This is a genomic window from Streptomyces caniferus, assembly GCF_009811555.1.
Lineage (GTDB): Bacteria > Actinomycetota > Actinomycetes > Streptomycetales > Streptomycetaceae > Streptomyces > Streptomyces caniferus.
In genome coordinates, this window is record NZ_BLIN01000001.1 from 14,822 (window position 1) to 31,702 (window position 16,881).

Here is a 16,881-nt window from a genome sequence, read left to right on the forward strand (position 1 = left end):
TCTGCGCGATCTCCGGATGCCTCGGAGCCAGACGACGGCAGCAGACGGCACAACAAAGATGCTCATACCGCTCAGCGCGCGGCCTCTCGACGGAGAGGCCGCGCGCTGAGCGGTACTGCACCACCGTGACCTCCCGCTCCGGTTCACCCCCGGCAGACGGCGTCTTGGGTGACCATCAACGTCGGGGGTGAAAGGGTCTCCACGCCTCCCCGGACGGGGTCCCCCTCTACACCGGCCTCGGCTTCATCCCGAACCCGCGCCCACGATGACATCGAGATGCGAGTAGCGCCGGCACTCAGGCGTAAACGACGGCGGCCGCACGCCAGAAACCGGCGTGCGGGCCGCTTCGACTCCCGCTGGCACCCCCTCCCCCGACCGTTTTCTCCGCTAGCCTTGCTTACGATCGCCCACTGGGTCGGGACCGAGGCCGGGAAGAGAATTACATCGTGTCAGTCCTTATCGCCGGGGGAGCCGGCTACATCGGGAGCACCGTCGCGTCGGCCTGTCTGGATCGGGGCATCACCCCGGTTCTCCTCGACAACCTCGCCCGAGGCCGCGCCGAGTTCACTGAAGGGCGGATCTTCTACGAGGGCGACATCTCGGATGGTGCCCTGATCGACCGGATCCTCTCGGAGCACCCGGACATCTCCACTGTGGTGCACTGCGCGGCACTGATCGTGGTGCCGGAGTCCGTGGCTGACCCGATCGGCTACTACGAGGCGAACGTCAGCAAAAGCCTGGACTTCGTCCGCCATCTCCACCGCAACGGGGTTGGCCGCCTGATCTTCAGCAGTTCAGCCTCCATCTACCAGGCCGAGGACGGCTCCCCCGTCACTGAGGACTCGCCGCTGGCGCCGCAGAGCCCCTACGCGCGGACCAAGTCGGTGTGCGAGGAGATGTTCGCCGACATCGCCGCGGCCGGGAAGATGAGGGTGCTGTCGCTGAGGTACTTCAACCCGGTCGGCTCCGATCCCCTGCTGCGCACCGGTCTTCAGCTCAAGCGGCCCAGCCATGCCCTGGGGAAGCTGATCCAGGCCCACCAGGAGGGCACGCCATTCCCGGTCACCGGCGTGAACTACCCGACCCGCGACGGGACGGGCATCCGTGACTACGTGCACGTATGGGACCTCGCCGCGGCCCATATCGCAGCGATCGATGGCTTCGACTCCATCCTGACCGAGTCGAAGCCATCGATCGCTATCAATCTGGGCACCGGCTCCGGCACCACCGTCCGGGAGCTGTGCGCGGCATTCAACCGCGTCGTGAGCACTCCCCTGGCCACGGTCGACACCGACCCACGCCCCGGTGACGTCGCCGGTGGGTACACCCTGAGCGACCGGGCCGCGACGTTGCTGGGGTGGACGCCGAAGCTGTCCCTGGAGGAGGGCATCCGGTCCGCCCTGGACTGGATCCCGGTGCGCGACGAGATGCTGAAGGACTGAGCCCCCTCCCCGTCACCCCTGCGGAGGGTCCTGGCCTTCGCCTTGGTGGAGGCGGACTTCGAGGGCGAGCAGGTGTCGCATGGCCGGAGCGAGCCATGCGGCATCCCAGCGGTGGTCTGCCGGAGCATCCCGATAGGCGTGGTGGGGGATCTTGAGGGCTTCGAGGAGCTGGCGGCCGGCGATCCAGTCGGCCACCAGCGTGCCGACGCCCCCCAGCGCGATGCGGCAGGCTCCGCGTAGGGCTTGCGCGTGGCGGCGCAGGTTCTGCCGTACGTCGTACTCGTCGAGCCGTGTCGTGCTGCCGGCGACGTCGATGAGTTGCGGGTGGGGTGGCCGGTCGCTGAGAAGCGAGGGGTCCCAGACGCTGGCGACGGCGAAGAGGTCGGGGTGCCGTGTCAGCAGGTTGAGGGCTGCGAAGGCTCCTTTGCTGAATCCCAGCAGGTGTACCGGTGGTCCGGTCTTTTCGCCGAGGACGGCGAGGACGGTCGGCACGACCACGCGGACGAGGTGGTCCTCCTGTCGGCTGTCGGGCCGGGTCTGGTGGTTGACCAGCCAGGGTGAGGCGCTGAAGGTCGGCGCGGCGAAGACGGTTCCGTCGAGGAGGTCCGCGGGGAGCCGTCCGATCTCGGTGAGGCTGTGGCCGTACTTGTGCCCGTCGCCCTGCTCGACGGGCAGGGCGAGCACGACCCTGCGCACGGGCTGCTTGGGAAGGACCACGGTGACCTGGGTGCCGGGCCTCTGAAAGGGGCTCTCCAGGGGAATCGTGATGGCCGTGGGGCGGGCGGTGTCGTCAGCGAGAAGCGCCCTGTTGTGTCGGGGCGTGGGGCGTTGATGCACGGAGGGTGGCGACGGCATCTGCGTAAGTCTCCCAGTTGTCGCAGTTGAACCGGAATTCGGTCGGAAGAAGCGGCACAGCCCGGAGTTCGTTGCCGGCGCTAATCCAGCGCCGTACCGCGTCGATGAGGTAGAGCTCGCCGTTGGAGCGAGGCGGGCATTCGCGGAGCGCCTCGAAGACGAAGGCCCCGAGGACCCAGCGGGCGGCGCAGGCGTGCACCCACCGCGCACCAGTGTGGTCCAGGAGGTCCTTGCCGAAGGCAGCGTCGTACGGCCCGGTACCCGTGATGGGCGGGGCCGCCGCGCCCAGGAGAGTCTCGTGCGGGGGCACGTTGCCCGCGGGGAACAGGCGGGTCAGTACGGAACATTCCGCCGAGCCACTGCGGACGAGGCGCCGTAGCGGTTCCTGGCCATCGGCGGCACCGCGGATCAGGTTGTCCCCGAAGGCGAGAACGAACGGCTGTCCCTGCGTCCATGTCTCAGCGTGGAGAGTCGGCGCGCCAGGGCCGGCGCCGTCGTCTTGGATACGGTAGGAGAAGTCCATTCCGTACGCCGCACCGCTGCCGAAGTACGAAGCGATCTGGCTCTTTCGCGAGGAGATCACGAAGAGGACGTCTGACATGCCGGCCGCTCGGAGTTCGCCGACGAGGTGCTCCAGGATCGGCGTCCGTCCTACGGGCAGCATCTCCTTGGGGAAGATGCGGGTGATCGGGGCCATCTTGGTCCCCGCCCCGCCGGCGGCCACGACCGCCCTGGTGATCGTGCGCGTCACGGGGTGCTCGCTCCCTTCAGGTGCTCGGCCGGCTTGGCCAGCCAGTCGAGCCAGGTTCCGTAGACATCGCAGTAGGCGACGACGTCCGAACGACTCACGCCGCTCTCGTGGCGGGCCATGATCATGTGGGGAGTGTCGTGGCCGAAGTGGCCGATGGAGATCTCATGGAGCGGGCGTTGCCGGCTCAGCTCGGCGAGGGTGTCGACGAGGCGTTCCCGGCCGCCGGGCGAGCCGAAGATCTGGTAGATCGACCACGAGAAGACGAAACAGAGGTGCTGGTCAGCCGGGGTGGTGGCGACCACATCGGCGAGGTGTTCTTCGGCGCGGCCAGCCAGGATCGTCGGCGGGGTCCGCGCTGCCAGCGTCAGGGCGCTGTTGAGGGTGCGCATCCGTGTGGTCTGCTCCGGCCAGGTGAGGCTGACCAGCCACTCGGTCGCCTCGGGGTCGGTGACGTCCACCGGGTTGAGCTCGATCCCGACCGGCCGGGCGAAGCGCGTGACGTCCAGGGACAAAGGCGGTGTTGCGCCCTTGATCTCGCAGGTGAGGACCGTGTCCGGATCGCTGGCGGGCAGGCTGAGCCTGTGCCCGTCGTAGTCGTAGGTGTAGCGGTCCCAGAGCAGGTTCAGGCCGGCGCTGGCGCCCACGTCGACGATCCTGATCGGGCGATCGTCGAGCTGCTGCTGGAGCGCAGCAAAGGCGGGGAGGAGCACAGCACAGCGGTTGACCTCGTTGGTCTGCACGGAGCGGGTCGAGATGGTGCGCGTGATCTGTTCGGCGTGCCGTCGGCAGAAGTCCGCGAGGAGGACGGCGGCGCGGTCCGCTTCCAGGGCTTCGTGGCCGGTGAAGTAGCAGGCCAGCGGGTGCTGCACCCCGCGGCGGAGGATGTGGTGGACGGCCCCGAGCAACATGTTGGGGGCCGGCTGGCCCGGCTGTGTGCCGGCCGCGAGGTCGAGCAGCTCAGAGGTGCGAGCGACCGCCTGGGAGAGCGTCTCGTACAACGGGGACTTACCTGCGGCCTGCTGGGCGGCGAACCGCTCGAAGGTGTCGGCGAGTTGGGCGTGTTCGGTCACGGAGCGCCCCTTAGATGATCTTGTAGCCGGTGTCGGCGAGCTGCTGGACGGCGCCGAGGCTCTGGCCGCGGCGGGCCCACCACTTCTCGTCCTCGGCGGTCATTGCGGCCTGGGTCTTGGCGATGACGGCGGCGACCAGGGCGCGGGGGACGACGACGGTGCCGTCCTCGTCGCCGACCACGACGTCCCCGGGGGTGATGCGGACGCCGTCAATGTCCACGGGGACGTTGACCGCGCCGCCCTCTCGGCCGGCCGGGTAGTCGTAGTTGAGTGGGGTGGTGCCGCGCGCGACGGTCGGGAAGGCGATGCGCCGCAGCTCGGCGACGTCGCGGACCATGCCGTCGACCAGGACGCCGGCGATGCCCCGGCTTTGCATGTGCGCGGCGGTCACGCCCCCGAAGCAGGAGCGTTCCTTGTTGCCGCCGGCTGCGACCACGACGAGGTCGCCGGGCTGAGCGAGGTCGATCGCCGCGCGGCGCACGGTCACGTCCGGGCCGAGGGCCGTGACGGCGCTGCCGCACAGGACCAGGCCGGGCGTCTGGAGCCTCAGGCAGTAGGAGAGGGCGCCGGTCTTGCCGAGAGCGTCCACGATCGACGCGACCGGGACGCGGGACAGGGCAGTGATCTCGCTTCGGCTGGGGCGGATGATCTCGGTGCGAATCTCGCGTACAGACATGTGTGGACCTTTCGTTCAGAGGGAGTGCGGGGCGTTGGAAAGCTGGCGCAGCGGCGCCAGGTCCTGCGCCATGAGGTCGTGAAGCGACAGCCCGTTGGCCGGCCCGCCGGGGTCCGCCGCCAACGTGGCGCGGGTGGTCCGGCAGACCAGATGGGCGATCGACTGCACCAGGGCGGCCTGCGCGAAGTTGTCGACCTGCGGCAGGGTGAGCTGGTGCTGCGCTGCGCCGGGTCGGCCGGGGCCGTCTCGGTGCAGGAGGAAGAGCCGAGTGCCCGCCGCGGCGGCGGCGCTGATGGCCTCCTGGGTTGTCCTGGAGGCTGAGTCGTAGGTCAGGAGGAAGACCACGTCCTGCGGGGAGGCGCTGCTCAGCTGGTAGCGCACTCCGTGTGCGGGGTCGGGGTGGTCGTTGTAGATCGCGCTCATGTCGGCGAGCGACGGGTCGGAGACGACGAGCGGGGGTTGCACGCCCTCGACGCCGAGCGGGGCGTCCCAGCTGAGGTTGTGGGCGAAGTGCTCGCCGGCGAGGGCGAGGGGGCCGCCGTCGGGGCACAGCACGTAGATCCGGCGTCTACGGCGGATCGCGTCGGCAACGGCTTCGGTGGCCCCCTCCAAGAAGTCCGCCAGCCGGACGGTATCCACGGCGGCTAGGGCGTGCAGGTGCCGCTCCTGGCGGATTGGCAGCGGCGCATCCTGGGGAGCCAGCGCAGCGGCAGCCGTCAGCGTCAGCGCGGTCAACATCGCGTCCTCGCTGATCTGCTGGTCAGTGGTCCCAGTCGCCCAGACCAAGCCGTTCACCAGCTCCATCTGGGTCCCGTCCCCGCCCACCAGCGCGAGCACCGGCACACGGTTTTGCCCGCAGAGCCGGACGGCTTCGCAGATGTTGGCCGATCGCCCGCTGACGCTGGCGACCACGACCAGGCCCACCTGGTCGATGTCCCTGGCGAGCGACTGGGCAAAGAGCGTGCGGTAGTCCTGCCTCTGAGCGCCGTAGGCCATGGCCGCCGGGCTCATCATCGAGTCACTGACCGGCAGGCCGGCGCGGGCCTGGAGTTGCAGGAGAGTCGAGCGGACGATCGCCGAAGAGCCGCCATTGCCGAAGGCACGGACCTGGGCGCCGCTGTCGGCGGCCTTCCGCAGCAGGGCGACGGCCTCGGCGCCGCGGGTGAGTATGTGGCGGACAGTGATGCCCACCTCGGTCATGTAGGCGCGGGCGAAGTCCTCATACACAGGGGGCATGGAAGTCCTTCCGTAAGGTCGAAATGGGTTCGGCGGGGAGCAGCCAGGGCTCCACCACGGGCGGGAACTCGGTGGTGAAATGTCGGCGGACCGTGCCGAGGGCCTCGGGCAGGTCCCGGCAGTCGAGGCGGCAGTCGATCGGCCGGTCACCGGACACCGCGTCCGCTTCCCCCGGGCGGATGTGCCCGGCGGGCAGGCCGAAACGGTCCGCGATCAGGACGGCCATCTGGTACTTGGTGAAGCCTTGCTCCGCACTCCAGTGAGCAACGGCTCCCAGGCGCTGCCCCCGCACAAGGGCCCCGGCAAGCCAGCGGCACACCTCGGCGGCCTCGTCCGTGTGCGTCGGGTAGCGCACGCACACGTCATCCAGCTCGACCGGGGCCCTGGCGCCGACCTGGCGGGCGAGCTCGGTCAGGTTCGTCTCGGCGGCGAACTGCACGGGCCCGTAGAGCACGGGCAGCCGCAGAATCGCCGCGTCAGGGCAGGCAGCGCGCACCGCATGCTCGGCCAGAAGTTTCCACCGGCCATAGGCATTCAGCGGGTTCGGAGGGCTGTCGGGCCGGTAAGGCGCTGCTTTCCCGTCGAAGACGTAGTCGGTTGAGATGTGCAGGAGCCGGGCCCCACACTGCCGGGTGCTCTGTGCGAGCAGCCGGGCGGCGTCGACGTTTTTGTCCCGGGCCTGATCCGGGGTGCCCGCCCACCTCTGGGGCCGGCGCTCACCCACGCAGTTGACGACGACGTCCGGCTGGGCCCGGCCGAGCAAGCGGTCGATGTCGTCGGCTGACGTGGCGTCGGCCCTGGCCAGCCCGGGGGCGGTCCGGCTGAAGCCGGTGCCCGTCACGGTCATGTCGTTGAATGCGCGCATCACGCTGCGTCCGAGCAGTCCGGAGGCGCCGAAGATCACTGCTCGCATCACTCACCTCCACACGAAGTTCTGCGATGCGAGACAGCCAAGCGGAGCCGGACCGGTGAGCGCGAGAGGTTGCTGCGGTGCATGAGGTGGATGCACCAACTCGGTTTACGTACACCCCATTTGACGCTTGGTGTACGTACACCAAGTCCTTCGTCCCACCTCCTGTGGGCACCCCTGACAGTGGGGTAATTTCCGGCCCAGGACCCGCCGGACTTGGAGTGCCCATGGAGCCAGCAGCGTTAGACGCCTCGCCGGCCAACGTGCTCGCCGCCCTTCTGGAGCAGCTGGGGATGCGGCCTGAGCACCTCATCGCCCGTATCAATGAACGGCGGGTCCATCGCGGCTGCACGCCCCTCAGCCTGAAGGCGGCCTACCCCTGGCTACGAGAGGTGCCCTCTCGCCCACAGCCCGACAACCAGGCGGACGCCCTGGCCGTGCTCACCGCCAGGGCCGGACGGTGCATCACCGCGTCCGACATCGGATGGGACCTGCCCCGTCCCCGCACTCGTCACAGCCATCTCGACGCACCCGGCGACGCACCCCTGGGGCCTCTGCTCCACGAGATCAGTCAAGGAGACATCATGGACCGCCGAAACCTGCTCCTGCTCACCGGAGCGGCAGCCACTGCGCCCGCTCTCACCCTCCTCCTCGGCCCGACAGAAGAAGCGGCAGCCACCACCGCCGCGCCAGCCACCACGCGCCTGAATGAGAAGCTCGTTTGCTCGATCGAGGGCGCAGTCCGGGACCTCCGGGAGATGGACGACTCCACCGGAAGCGCCAGCGGCGACCTCACCTGGGGCCACGGCATCTGGCAGAGCACTACCCGGGTGGTCGCGCAGGCTCAGGGGCGCGGACCTCTCGTCGAACGGCTCCAGACCGCCTACATCGAGCTGAGCGAGCAGGTCGGCTGGATGTTCTTCGACGCGCGCCGGCACCCTCAGGCACAACGCATCTACCACACGGGAATGCGGCTGGCCCGTGAGGCCGCAACCTCGCTGACCACCCGTCACTCGACAGCGAATCTGGTTGCCTCCGCTGCGTATCAGGCCGCATGGCTGGGCCACCACAACGATGCCGCCGCCCTCCTCGACATCGCCGCTCGGACACCGGAGCTGCCGTCTGCTGTGGCTGCAGTGATCGCCGAGCGGCGCATCTACGCCGCGGGGCAGCGGCACGATCCTGGCGCGGTCCTGCGGTTCCGTGACGAAGCGCTGCTCGATCTCGGCTCTTCCGACGAGGGCACGCCGTGGTGGGCGACCTGGATAACGCAGGGCTCCGTGGACGCGGCCACCGGCCGGGCCTGGCTTGCCTGCGACCAGCCGTCACGGGCTGTGCCCTTCCTGAACCGCCGCGTCGAGGCGGCTTCGCCCGACTACCCGCGCGATCGCCTCCACGCCGTTCTCGATCTGGCTGACACCGTCCATAAGTGCGGCGACAGCGACAAGGCGCGGGAGTTGCTTGGCCAGGCCGAAGGGTTGATCGGCACCGTCAGTTCTCGGCGTATGGCTCATCGGTACGAGGCGCTGTCGGCGGCCGTCTCCGCTTGATCGCGGGAGCGAGCGGCGGGTCCTGGGCCGACTCCGGGCCTACGGCTGGCTGGCGCCTGATGAGGACGTGTACCGACCCGTCCAGATCGTGCGAGCATCGAAGGCACCCCAACCCTCTGTCACGGTTCGGCGGAGGCCCTCAAGGGTGTCCGGGCTGGTTCCCAGGTCGGCCGCGAGGGCATGCACGATCTCCAGGACCTCGGCCAGTTGCTCAGCGGCGCCCGGGGCGCCGGGGGCCGCAGCAAGGAGCGCTGTCACCTCGTCCCGCAACTTCTCCCGCAGTCGCCTGCGGAATTCGCCCGTGTCCGCGTGGTACACCTCCAGCTCGCGCCCCTCAGCCTGATGCACCGCGTCGGGTACCCGGTCTCGGATCAGGCGGGGGCGCTCCCCCAGCACGTGGTCGATGGCCTCGACGACATCGACAGCAATGTGGGTTGGCCAGAACGCGGTCTCCGTCCATGGCCGGCCCCCGGACACCCAGACGCTGTGCAGGCCCAGGTCGACCGCTCCCCGCACGTCTGTGTGCCCGGCGTCCCCGATCACCCAGGTGCTGGCTCGGTCCAGGGCCGGCAGTCCGGCGGTGGCAGCGGCCACGTGGAAGATCTCCGGGTGGGGCTTCCGGGACCCGACCGACTCGGAGATCACCCAGCCGTCCACCAGGCGGTCCAGCCCGGCGGTTCGGATCTTCTCCTCCTGCTGGTCGGCACGCCCATTGGTGACGATCACGCAAGGCACCCCGGCGGCCCTGACGGCGAGCAGCGCGCGGCGGACCGGCTCGTCGAGGGCGACGTGGGCCGCTGGGCCGCGGTGCAAGAACTCTGCGATCGTTTCCGGCGAGACGGCGCCTCCCCAGTGCTCCGTCAGCTCCGCGACGACGACGGGCCGGGGGGTGTGTCCGCTCCGGTCGAGATCCATGATGGCCTCGACGCTCTCGGAAGGCAGGCCGTGCTCTGCAAGGAACACCTGAGCAGCTGACCGGAAGGCGGCGTCCCTGTTGATAAGGGTGTTGTCGAGGTCGACGGCGAGCAGCGAGGCTTTGTCGACAGGCGGCGGAACTGGAACATGCGGCATTGGCATCGGAATCATTTTGGTGAGGTTGACGTCGCGCCACTCAGCGCGAGGGTGGTCACCGCGTCGCCCACGCTGGGCCTCCGATCCTGGTCTGCGCCTGCCCGGAGCCGAGCGAGCCGGGAAGGCAAGTACATCCAACGCCCGGATCCTGGAACCAGGGTTCGAGCGTCATGCGGGGGTCATGCGGCTGTCCGCGTTCCGGCCCCCCACGCAGGTCCTCAGATGCTGAGATGGAAGCGTGGACGCGCTCCCCCAACACCCGCTAGCTATCGCTCGAGACCTTCACGGCCTGTCCCAGAGCGGCCTCGCCGCGGCAATCAAGCAGGCGGCGCGCCGCCGCGACCGCAGGGCCGGCACGACCAAGCAGCAGGTGTCGGTCTGGGAGCGCCCCGGGGGCCGTGTGCCCGATGCCTGGTTTCAGCAGCTGATCGCCGACGTCTTCGGCGTCGGCCACGACCGTGTGACCGTACTGGGCTGGCCGTACTGGCTGCCCGGGAACGAGGCGCCTACGGCCCTGGGTTCAGGGGCGACGGTCGCCGCACTCAGAGAGGCCCAACGCCGCGCCATGCTCAACCGCCGCACCCTTGTCGGACTCGCACCCGCTGCTGTTGCGGCGCTCGCACAGCAGTGGGCCACCCTCGATCCTGCCCTTGCCGCGTCAGCCGCCGACGGCCGGCCGGTCGCCCCGGAGTTCGTGACCTGGCTGGAGTCCAGCGTTAGGCACCTCACGGGCATGGCCACCGTCGACCGCCAGCACAGCGCCCAGCTCCTGGACAGCTACTACGAGACCGTGGTTGGCCTGCTGGAAAAGTCCCGCTGCGACCAGATGACCGAAGCCCGCCTGTTCACGCTGGCATCCTCCCTTTCACAGACGATCGGGTGGCACCGCTTCGACCACGACCACCACGCCGCCGCCGGCCACTACTGGAGCGCCGCCCTCCACGCCGCCCACCAGGTAGGCGACGCCGACCGCGGAGCAGGCGTCCTTTCTGATTTGGCGTACCAGAACATCTGGCTCGGCCAGGCGGGCACCGCCATCGACGTCCTGGACCATGCTCTGTCCCGCACCCAGGACGCCACCGCCCGCTCCCTGCTCCACCTGCGCAAGGCCCGGGCCTTGGCCATGAACGGGGATGCCCGCGCCTGCCGCCGCGACCTCGACGCCGCAGAACACGCCCTCGACTCCGCCACCACCGCACCCCCCGCATGGTGCTCCTGGATGAGCCCAGCAGACCTCGCCGTCGACTCCGGCCGCTGCCTCATCGACCTCGGAGAAACCGGCCCCGCCCTGCACCAGATCTCTCAGGGAGTAGCCCTCCTGCCCGACGCCCGGGACAAAACCCGCGCGGTCTTCCTCACCTACGAAGCCGAAAGTCTGCTGCGTCAGGGCGAGATCGACCACAGTGCTTCCATCGCCGGCGAAGCCCTCGTGCTCGCCCAGCGGATCGGCGCCTCCCGCTGCGTCCGCCAGATCAGCGACCTCGCACCTGGCTACGAACCCCACCCGAAAGTGCAGGGTGTTGATCAGTTCCTCAGCATCGTTCGGGCATGACACCACCAGGAGGCCCCTGATGAACGACGAGCTAGCGCCAGCACCCACGCCCGGACCGCTGACCGCCGGGCTGCCCACGGCCCGAGCGGCAACGCCCTCAGATGCGGCAGGCATCATCCGGCTACGCTCCGAGTACGTTCTGTCCGAACCGATGGGCGAGGAGTGGATCCGGCGGTGCACCGCCGAGCTGGCTCCACGGCTAGCGCCGGGGGGTGACGCACGGGCCTTCGTCATCGACGCCCCGGGCGGCTCGATGGCCGCCTGCGCCCTCGGGCTCATCCATCGCGTGCTCCCGGCACCGTCCTACCCCTGGGGGCTGGCAGGCCGCGTGCACGTGGTCGCCACACGCCCGGATGCCCGGCGCCGCGGCTACGCCAGGGCCGTTGTCCGCTCTCTGCTCGACGAGCTCCGCACCGAGCACGTCACCCTGTTCGAACTCCACGCCAGCCAGGAAGCGGCGCCCCTGTACCGCGAGTTCGGCTTCGCCAGCAGTTCAGCGCTGATGTGGATGACGCACCTGGAGGAGCCGGGTGGTCGACTTCGCTGACCGACGGACATAAGGGTGGCTCCGCAGACGGGGGATGCCGCGGAGCCGCCCTCTCAGCGTACTGTCCGTCTGTCCCTTCCACAGGGCCTTGCGCCGGACGGCTATCCCCTAAGCAGGGCTTCGGCGTAGTCGGCGGGCATCCGTTTCGTGACCACTTGCAGTGAAGGGAGTGCGAGCGGACGGTTCCTGTCTCATGTCCATTGCGCCTCGGTGGCCTGCGTCTCCGCGCACCGTCGGGCGGAGCCAGCCGACGGTGCCGGGGGATGGCCCCTGCGTGGCTGAAGAGACGGGTGCAGATGCGGACGACGCTCGTGCATGGGATGAGCGGCTGGGCTGGGCGTTCGGGCTGATAGCAGATTATCCGGCTGCGAGGAGTGCGGCACGCGCTGGCCGCCGTCCTCGACCTGACCGCGTGCGCGGTGGCGGACCGACAGCGCACCCCGCGCTATGGCGACCTGGCGCAACCTCGCGGTCGGCGCCCTGCGAATGAACGGCGCGAAGAACATCGCCTCCGGCCGTCGCCGCAATGCGCGTGACGCCCGCCGACCCCTCACACTCCTCGGCCTCGCCTGAGCACGAAGTCGACCTCACTCGACTACGCCGAAGCCCTGAGGGCTGTCGCAGAAATAACTTCAGACTTTGATCTTGGTCAGGCGGGCTGTCTCGCGAGGTCATCGAGTGGAACGGCGCTTCGGCGTTCGTGAGTTATTTTCCGACGGCTCCCTGGGCCCGCTCAGGGGTCGACCGGGGCCGGCGCATGCGTTCTCGGCGTCCTCTCAGGCCGAGACCGAGAGGTAACGCCACCTCAGATGGTCGGGGTGTCGTCAACAACCGGCCTGTGCATCTCAACGACCGGCTTCCACCCCGCGGAGAACTCGATGAAGTCCGCACGGGTGGGGTAGGTGTCGACCGCGCGACGGTCACGCTTGGGGCTGTCGCTCCCCTTGCGCCCCCGGGGAATCTGCTCCTCGAAGATGTCGACCTTCACGTCGGGAACCTCCTTGAGGCCCTGGCGCCAGATCTGCACGACGTCGGCGCCGAAGGCTTGCCGGGCTGCAGCGTAAAGGGCCGTGAGGGCCCCCTTGTCCCCACTAGGGACAAATAGTGCCAGGTCCAGCACAACACCGGCGGACTGGAGGACCTCGATGGTCACCGAGCCGTTCTCGTCGGCCAAGTAGATTCCGGCTTCATTCTCGTCGTCGGGAAGGCAGGAGACCTCTTCCTGGAATACGGTTCTCGCCGTGACCGAGCCGCCCTCGAAATCCTCACCGGACTTGGTCAGAAAAGCAGGGACATAGCAGTCGGGAAGCTTGAGTTCTGCCGTGTCGGCGGAAACGAAGAGCCTGTCTTTCACGCCGAGCTTCGCCACCTCTTCCAGCGAGAGGCGGCGAGCGGCGATCTTCTCCGTGTTCACGATTTCCCTTTCAGGTTGCATTGTCCCTTCGAACAAGGACGCTACCACGAAACCCTGAGGTCAACTGCCCAGCAATCTTTGGGTAAATGGCCTTCGATGACCTGCACGGGAGGATGCCGAAGCGAGTGCCACTCGGCCGGGAACACGCATCCGCCAGGTAGTGGCCCTCGCCGTGCTGTTGGGGATCAACTGGCGGCTGCATTTCGGTGCGTTGGGTAGTGCGGAGGAACCAAAAGAGAGCTTACGGCGGATATCACCCATATCACCTTCGGTGAGGTGGCGGCGCGGTAAGGCGATCCATTCGTCGCGCATCTCGAAGAGCGCAGCGGAAACCAACCGGATGGTCCGACAACGCAACAACGGAGACCCCCACCGGCAACATCTGGATGAAGCGCGAACCGGAAGTCGCGTACTACCGCGCCCTCTTCGTTCAGGACTCGGCGCAGTCGACTGACGCCCGCTTGCTGACGTCTCGTCATGTTGAGCGGGGTTCAATACACAGCAGGCACGGACGTCCGCGATCACGGGCGCGCCGGTGGGGAAGCTGGTCCGTCCCCGTGCTCTCGCCGACACCCACAGAGGCCGCGGAGCCCACCACGGGGCACCAGCACCCTGCATGGCGTCTTTTTGCTCTTGCCTCCGTGAGGCGTGGGCGGCACTGTGTGTGGCTCGCATCGGAGGGAGCGAACGCATGAGCAATCAGCGAAGGCTCGAAGGGCGCAGTGAACTGCTTGTGGCGGTCGAGGTGCTGTCCGGCGTCCACGATCGCAACGACGCGAGCATGTCCGACCCGCCACCGGACGCCACAGGCGACACCCAGCCCGACGGTGACGGTCTGAACCACCCCGCCGGTTAACCGCCCCGCCGCGGGCCGTTCGGCAACCGCCGCACGGCCCGTCGCTCGTGACCCGGCACAAATAGAGGAGCGCTGTGGAGCACCGGCTTATCCGTGAGGTCGAGGAAGCGCTGGGGTGGAGCGGCCCCGAGCCGCTGGGCGAGCAGTTCGCCCGTGGGCGCATCGCTCACCCGGATGTGCTGGAGCGGTTGCTAACAGCCAACCGGCTGCTCGACATGGTGATGCGCCGGAGCCTGACGAATCCGCAGTTCCGTTGCTTCCGCGGGGGTGAGGAACTGCACCCTCGCGCGTATTTCAGCCAGGACGTCAACCGCAGAGGCCAGAGCATCCGCATGGTCAACATGCGCCGCCTGAGGCACCTCCTGGCGGGCGGCGCCACGCTGGTACTTGATCAGGCAAACGTCTTCGACCCGACCATGGAGGTCGCCTGCCGGGCCATGCAGTGGTGGTCTCGCGAACGGGTCCAGGTCAACGTCTACCTCACCACCAATGACGCCTCGGGCTTCGACCTTCACTGGGATGACCACGACGTCCTGGTGATCCAGCTTGCCGGTGAAAAGGAGTGGGAGGTGCGCGGAGCCTCACGGCCGGTGCCGATGTTCCGTGACGCCGCCCGCAACGACGAACCCAGCCAGGAGACCATCTGGGCCGGCAGCATGACGGCCGGGGACGTGATGCACATCCCCCGCGGCTACTGGCACCAGGCCACCCGCAACGGACGCGGTACCGGCCAGAGCATGCACATGACGCTTGGGTTCGAGAAGCGGACCGGCGTCAACTGGCTGGCCTGGCTGGCGGACTGGTCCCGCGAGGTCGAGGTCTTCCGCCGAGACCTCGACCGCTGGAGCGGGTGCCCCACCGACCAGCATGCTCAGCAGCAGGAGCTGGCCGAAGCCGCCCGTACCCTGATCGACTCCCGCGGCCCCACTGGCTTCCTTGCGGCCCGCGAACAAGCCGCCGCCCCGGGCCGCCACGTTCCCTTTCTGGACATCTTCGGCCCACTACAGGCAGTCGTGTGCATCACCGAATTCTCGCCGCAGATCATCGAGCACGATGAGAGCGTCAACGTGCTGGCCGGCGGAAAGAAGCTCACTTTCACCGCCAAGGCCCTGCCCGCCCTCCGACTCTTGCTGAGCGGTCATCCCGTACACCTGGCCCAGGCAGCCACCGCGGTCGGCGCGGAGGTCGAAGAACTGGCAACGATCTTGACGGATGAGGAGCTGTGCGCGCCCCTGACCACCGAATTGTCCTCGGGCTACACCGATCTCGTCACGAATGCGGCCTGCTGACCGCCGCCCTCGACCTAGGCATCACCCGGATCGACACCAGCTTCAACTACCTGGATTTCACTTCCCATTCCGCCCTGTCGCGACTCGGCAGCGGTCTCCTGGACCGGTGTTCCCTCTCCACGAAGGTCGGCTTCTTCCCTCGCCACGACGGCACCGCAGAGCACTCGCTTGAAGCCGCCCGCCTGCGGCAGGCGCTGGAGCAGACCAACCGGGATCTGCGCCGGGCTCCGGATCTGGTCTTCCTGCACAACCCCGAGCGCTCCCTCCCCGGCACCCCGAGGGACGCGCGGGAGAAGCTGGGGGCGGCGTGCGCCGTACTGGAGGACGCCGTGGCGCGGGGTCTGTGCGGGGCGTGGGGTATCGCGTCGTGGGATCCGGCGCCGCTGGCCGCCGTCGTGGACCGTACGCTGCCCGCCCCGTCCGTCCTCATGGTCCCCGCCGGCCTGCTGGCTGGCATCGCCACACTGGATGCCGCGCAGACTCTGGCCGAGCAGTGGCAGTTGGGCATGGAGGCGCGATGGGGCATGCGCCCCTTCGGCGGCAGTACGAACAGTGCGGTGTGGGAAGCGGTGGACGCCCGTATGTTCCTGCAGCCTGAGCACCGCGGAGCCTCGCGGGTGCAGGCCGCGTTCCGCGCCGCCTACCTCCTTCCCCCCGTCGCCACAGTCGCGGTGGGCTCGGACGACGCAGACCACCTGCGTGAGCTGGTCGACGCACTGCACCTCAATGCCAACGAGGCGACAGTGCGCCAGTACCGCAAGCTGCTGCGCGACCACTCGCGTCGTCAACGGGCCTGAAGTTCGCCCACGATCCGTTCAGCCGCGATCCGGGCGGGCGCGAGCTTGGGATCAGCCTCGTCTGCCCAGCGGCCGACGACCTTCGTGCAGTAGAACAGCGCCATCAGCAGCCCGTCCCTGCTTTCCAAGTCCTCGCGGCGCTCCCGCCACACCCGTTCCGCAAGGCCGGGGGCCGCCAGAGAATTCCCCCACAGCGAGGCAGCGTCCAGGCCCCTGGGGGCCATGCCCCAGTCCTCCCAGTCGAACAGGCAAAATGCCGGGCCCGTCACGTTCGCCCAGTTCAGGTCCGCGTGGGCCGGCCTCCAGTCCGCGAGGGTGGTGTCGAGGTCCCCGAAGGTCGAAGTGATCTCCTGTGTGACCCGGGCCTGAGTAATGGTGGCAGTGTCCGGCGTCGCGATGCGGGTGGTGGTCTGGCCGGCCAGGGCTTCCAGGGACCTGTTCAGCTGCTCCCACCAGGCGTCGGCGAGCTGCGGATCGGAGGTAAGGGTTCCCCCGGGCTTTACCGGGGCGCCGGGAAGCAGGGTCGTCTCATCCGCCCGCCACATAGCCTCGCCTGACGAGTCCCGCCACGCGACGCCGGCCAGCCACCGCGGCATAGCGACGCCCTCCAGCGCTGCCGCGGCCTCCGTGCCGTTCCACCCCTGGCCGTCGACCCGCGCCAAAGGCCGGCGCTCCAACCGCACCCAGGTCCCGCGGTCCGTGCGCGCGCCGACCGAGCGGCGCTTGCGCACCACGCTCCCCCGCTCCAATCGAACGTCCAAAGACCGCTCGACCCTGTCGAGCACCTCGTCGACCGGTTCGGCACGCAGATCGACAGCAGAAGGGGAAGAAGCCATAGCCACAATGTGCCATGTTGAGGAGCGGA

General features: G+C 68.8%; 17 protein-coding genes. 8 read left to right on the plus strand and 9 right to left on the minus strand.

What is annotated here, in order from left to right:
* The first annotated feature begins 446 nt into the window (after positions 1-446).
* Positions 447-1,442 carry a UDP-glucose 4-epimerase GalE gene (galE, locus tag Scani_RS00085; protein WP_159468756.1) on the plus strand — a complete coding sequence of 332 codons (996 nt, stop codon included), beginning with the start codon at positions 447-449 and terminating at the stop codon, positions 1,440-1,442.
* A gap of 12 nt (positions 1,443-1,454) precedes the next feature.
* Here the strand turns inward: galE and Scani_RS00090 are convergent, their stop codons facing one another.
* The 6 genes from Scani_RS00090 to Scani_RS00115 form a co-directional block, all read right to left on the minus strand.
* On the minus strand, positions 1,455-2,159 hold the full coding sequence (locus Scani_RS00090; RefSeq protein ID WP_159468758.1) for an alpha/beta hydrolase: 705 nt from the start codon (positions 2,157-2,159) through the stop codon (positions 1,455-1,457).
* 73 nt (positions 2,160-2,232) lie between these two features.
* Positions 2,233-3,048 (minus strand): sugar phosphate nucleotidyltransferase, encoded by an 816-nt coding sequence (locus Scani_RS00095; protein ID WP_159468760.1) that lies wholly within the window; start codon positions 3,046-3,048, stop codon positions 2,233-2,235.
* A complete protein-coding gene (locus Scani_RS00100; RefSeq protein WP_159468762.1) occupies positions 3,045-4,118 on the minus strand; it encodes a DUF2332 domain-containing protein in 1,074 nt (357 codons plus the stop codon). The genes Scani_RS00095 and Scani_RS00100 overlap by 4 nt, the downstream gene beginning before the upstream one ends.
* 10 nt (positions 4,119-4,128) lie before the next feature.
* Positions 4,129-4,794, minus strand: coding sequence for an RraA family protein (locus tag Scani_RS00105; protein WP_159468764.1), 666 nt, complete (start codon positions 4,792-4,794; stop codon positions 4,129-4,131).
* Between the two features lie 15 nt (positions 4,795-4,809).
* Entirely contained in the window at positions 4,810-6,030 is a 1,221-nt protein-coding gene (locus tag Scani_RS00110) for an SIS domain-containing protein (RefSeq protein ID WP_159468766.1), read from the minus strand.
* Positions 6,014-6,934 carry a dTDP-4-dehydrorhamnose reductase family protein gene (locus Scani_RS00115; RefSeq protein WP_159468768.1) on the minus strand — a complete coding sequence of 307 codons (921 nt, stop codon included), beginning with the start codon at positions 6,932-6,934 and terminating at the stop codon, positions 6,014-6,016. Before Scani_RS00115 ends, Scani_RS00110 begins: the two co-directional genes overlap by 17 nt.
* Before the next feature lie 233 nt (positions 6,935-7,167).
* On the opposite strand from Scani_RS00115, the gene Scani_RS00120 reads away from it, so the two are divergent.
* Complete coding sequence (locus tag Scani_RS00120) at positions 7,168-8,490, plus strand: NsdA family TPR-like regulatory protein (RefSeq protein WP_159468770.1); 1,323 nt, start codon at positions 7,168-7,170, stop codon at positions 8,488-8,490.
* Positions 8,491-8,529: 39 nt separating this feature from the next.
* Here Scani_RS00120 and Scani_RS00125 read toward each other — a convergent pair whose 3' ends face one another.
* Positions 8,530-9,699 (minus strand): HAD hydrolase-like protein, encoded by a 1,170-nt coding sequence (locus Scani_RS00125; RefSeq protein ID WP_246295370.1) that lies wholly within the window; start codon positions 9,697-9,699, stop codon positions 8,530-8,532.
* Between the two features lie 100 nt (positions 9,700-9,799).
* Between Scani_RS00125 and Scani_RS00130 the strand changes: the two genes are divergently transcribed.
* The 3 genes from Scani_RS00130 (at position 9,800) to Scani_RS41615 (ending at position 12,233) form a co-directional block, all read left to right on the plus strand.
* Entirely contained in the window at positions 9,800-11,113 is a 1,314-nt protein-coding gene (locus Scani_RS00130; protein ID WP_246295373.1) for a helix-turn-helix domain-containing protein, read from the plus strand.
* A 19-nt stretch (positions 11,114-11,132) separates the two neighbouring features.
* The gene (locus Scani_RS00135; RefSeq protein WP_159468772.1) at positions 11,133-11,660 is read left to right on the plus strand and encodes a GNAT family N-acetyltransferase; all 528 of its coding nucleotides are present in this window, start codon (positions 11,133-11,135) and stop codon (positions 11,658-11,660) included.
* A gap of 447 nt (positions 11,661-12,107) precedes the next feature.
* Positions 12,108-12,233, plus strand: coding sequence for a hypothetical protein (locus tag Scani_RS41615; protein WP_281391846.1), 126 nt, complete (start codon positions 12,108-12,110; stop codon positions 12,231-12,233).
* 232 nt (positions 12,234-12,465) lie between these two features.
* On the opposite strand, the gene Scani_RS00140 is transcribed toward Scani_RS41615, so the two are convergent.
* Positions 12,466-13,074, minus strand: coding sequence for a hypothetical protein (locus Scani_RS00140; RefSeq protein ID WP_159468774.1), 609 nt, complete (start codon positions 13,072-13,074; stop codon positions 12,466-12,468).
* Positions 13,075-13,765: 691 nt separating this feature from the next.
* Between Scani_RS00140 and Scani_RS39835 the strand changes: the two genes are divergently transcribed.
* From Scani_RS39835 to Scani_RS00150, 3 genes are all read left to right on the plus strand, one after another.
* Complete coding sequence (locus tag Scani_RS39835; protein WP_167538004.1) at positions 13,766-13,930, plus strand: hypothetical protein; 165 nt, start codon at positions 13,766-13,768, stop codon at positions 13,928-13,930.
* Between the two features lie 74 nt (positions 13,931-14,004).
* Positions 14,005-15,219, plus strand: a complete 1,215-nt coding sequence (locus Scani_RS00145; RefSeq protein ID WP_159468776.1) for a JmjC domain-containing protein — start codon at positions 14,005-14,007, stop codon at positions 15,217-15,219.
* Positions 15,153-16,016, plus strand: coding sequence for an aldo/keto reductase (locus Scani_RS00150; RefSeq protein ID WP_159468778.1), 864 nt, complete (start codon positions 15,153-15,155; stop codon positions 16,014-16,016). The genes Scani_RS00145 and Scani_RS00150 overlap by 67 nt, the downstream gene beginning before the upstream one ends.
* Here Scani_RS00150 and Scani_RS00155 read toward each other — a convergent pair.
* Positions 16,004-16,861, minus strand: coding sequence for a hypothetical protein (locus Scani_RS00155; protein ID WP_371872290.1), 858 nt, complete (start codon positions 16,859-16,861; stop codon positions 16,004-16,006). The two genes, Scani_RS00150 and Scani_RS00155, sit on opposite strands and share 13 nt — an antisense overlap.
* Between the last annotated feature and the right edge of the window lie 20 nt (positions 16,862-16,881).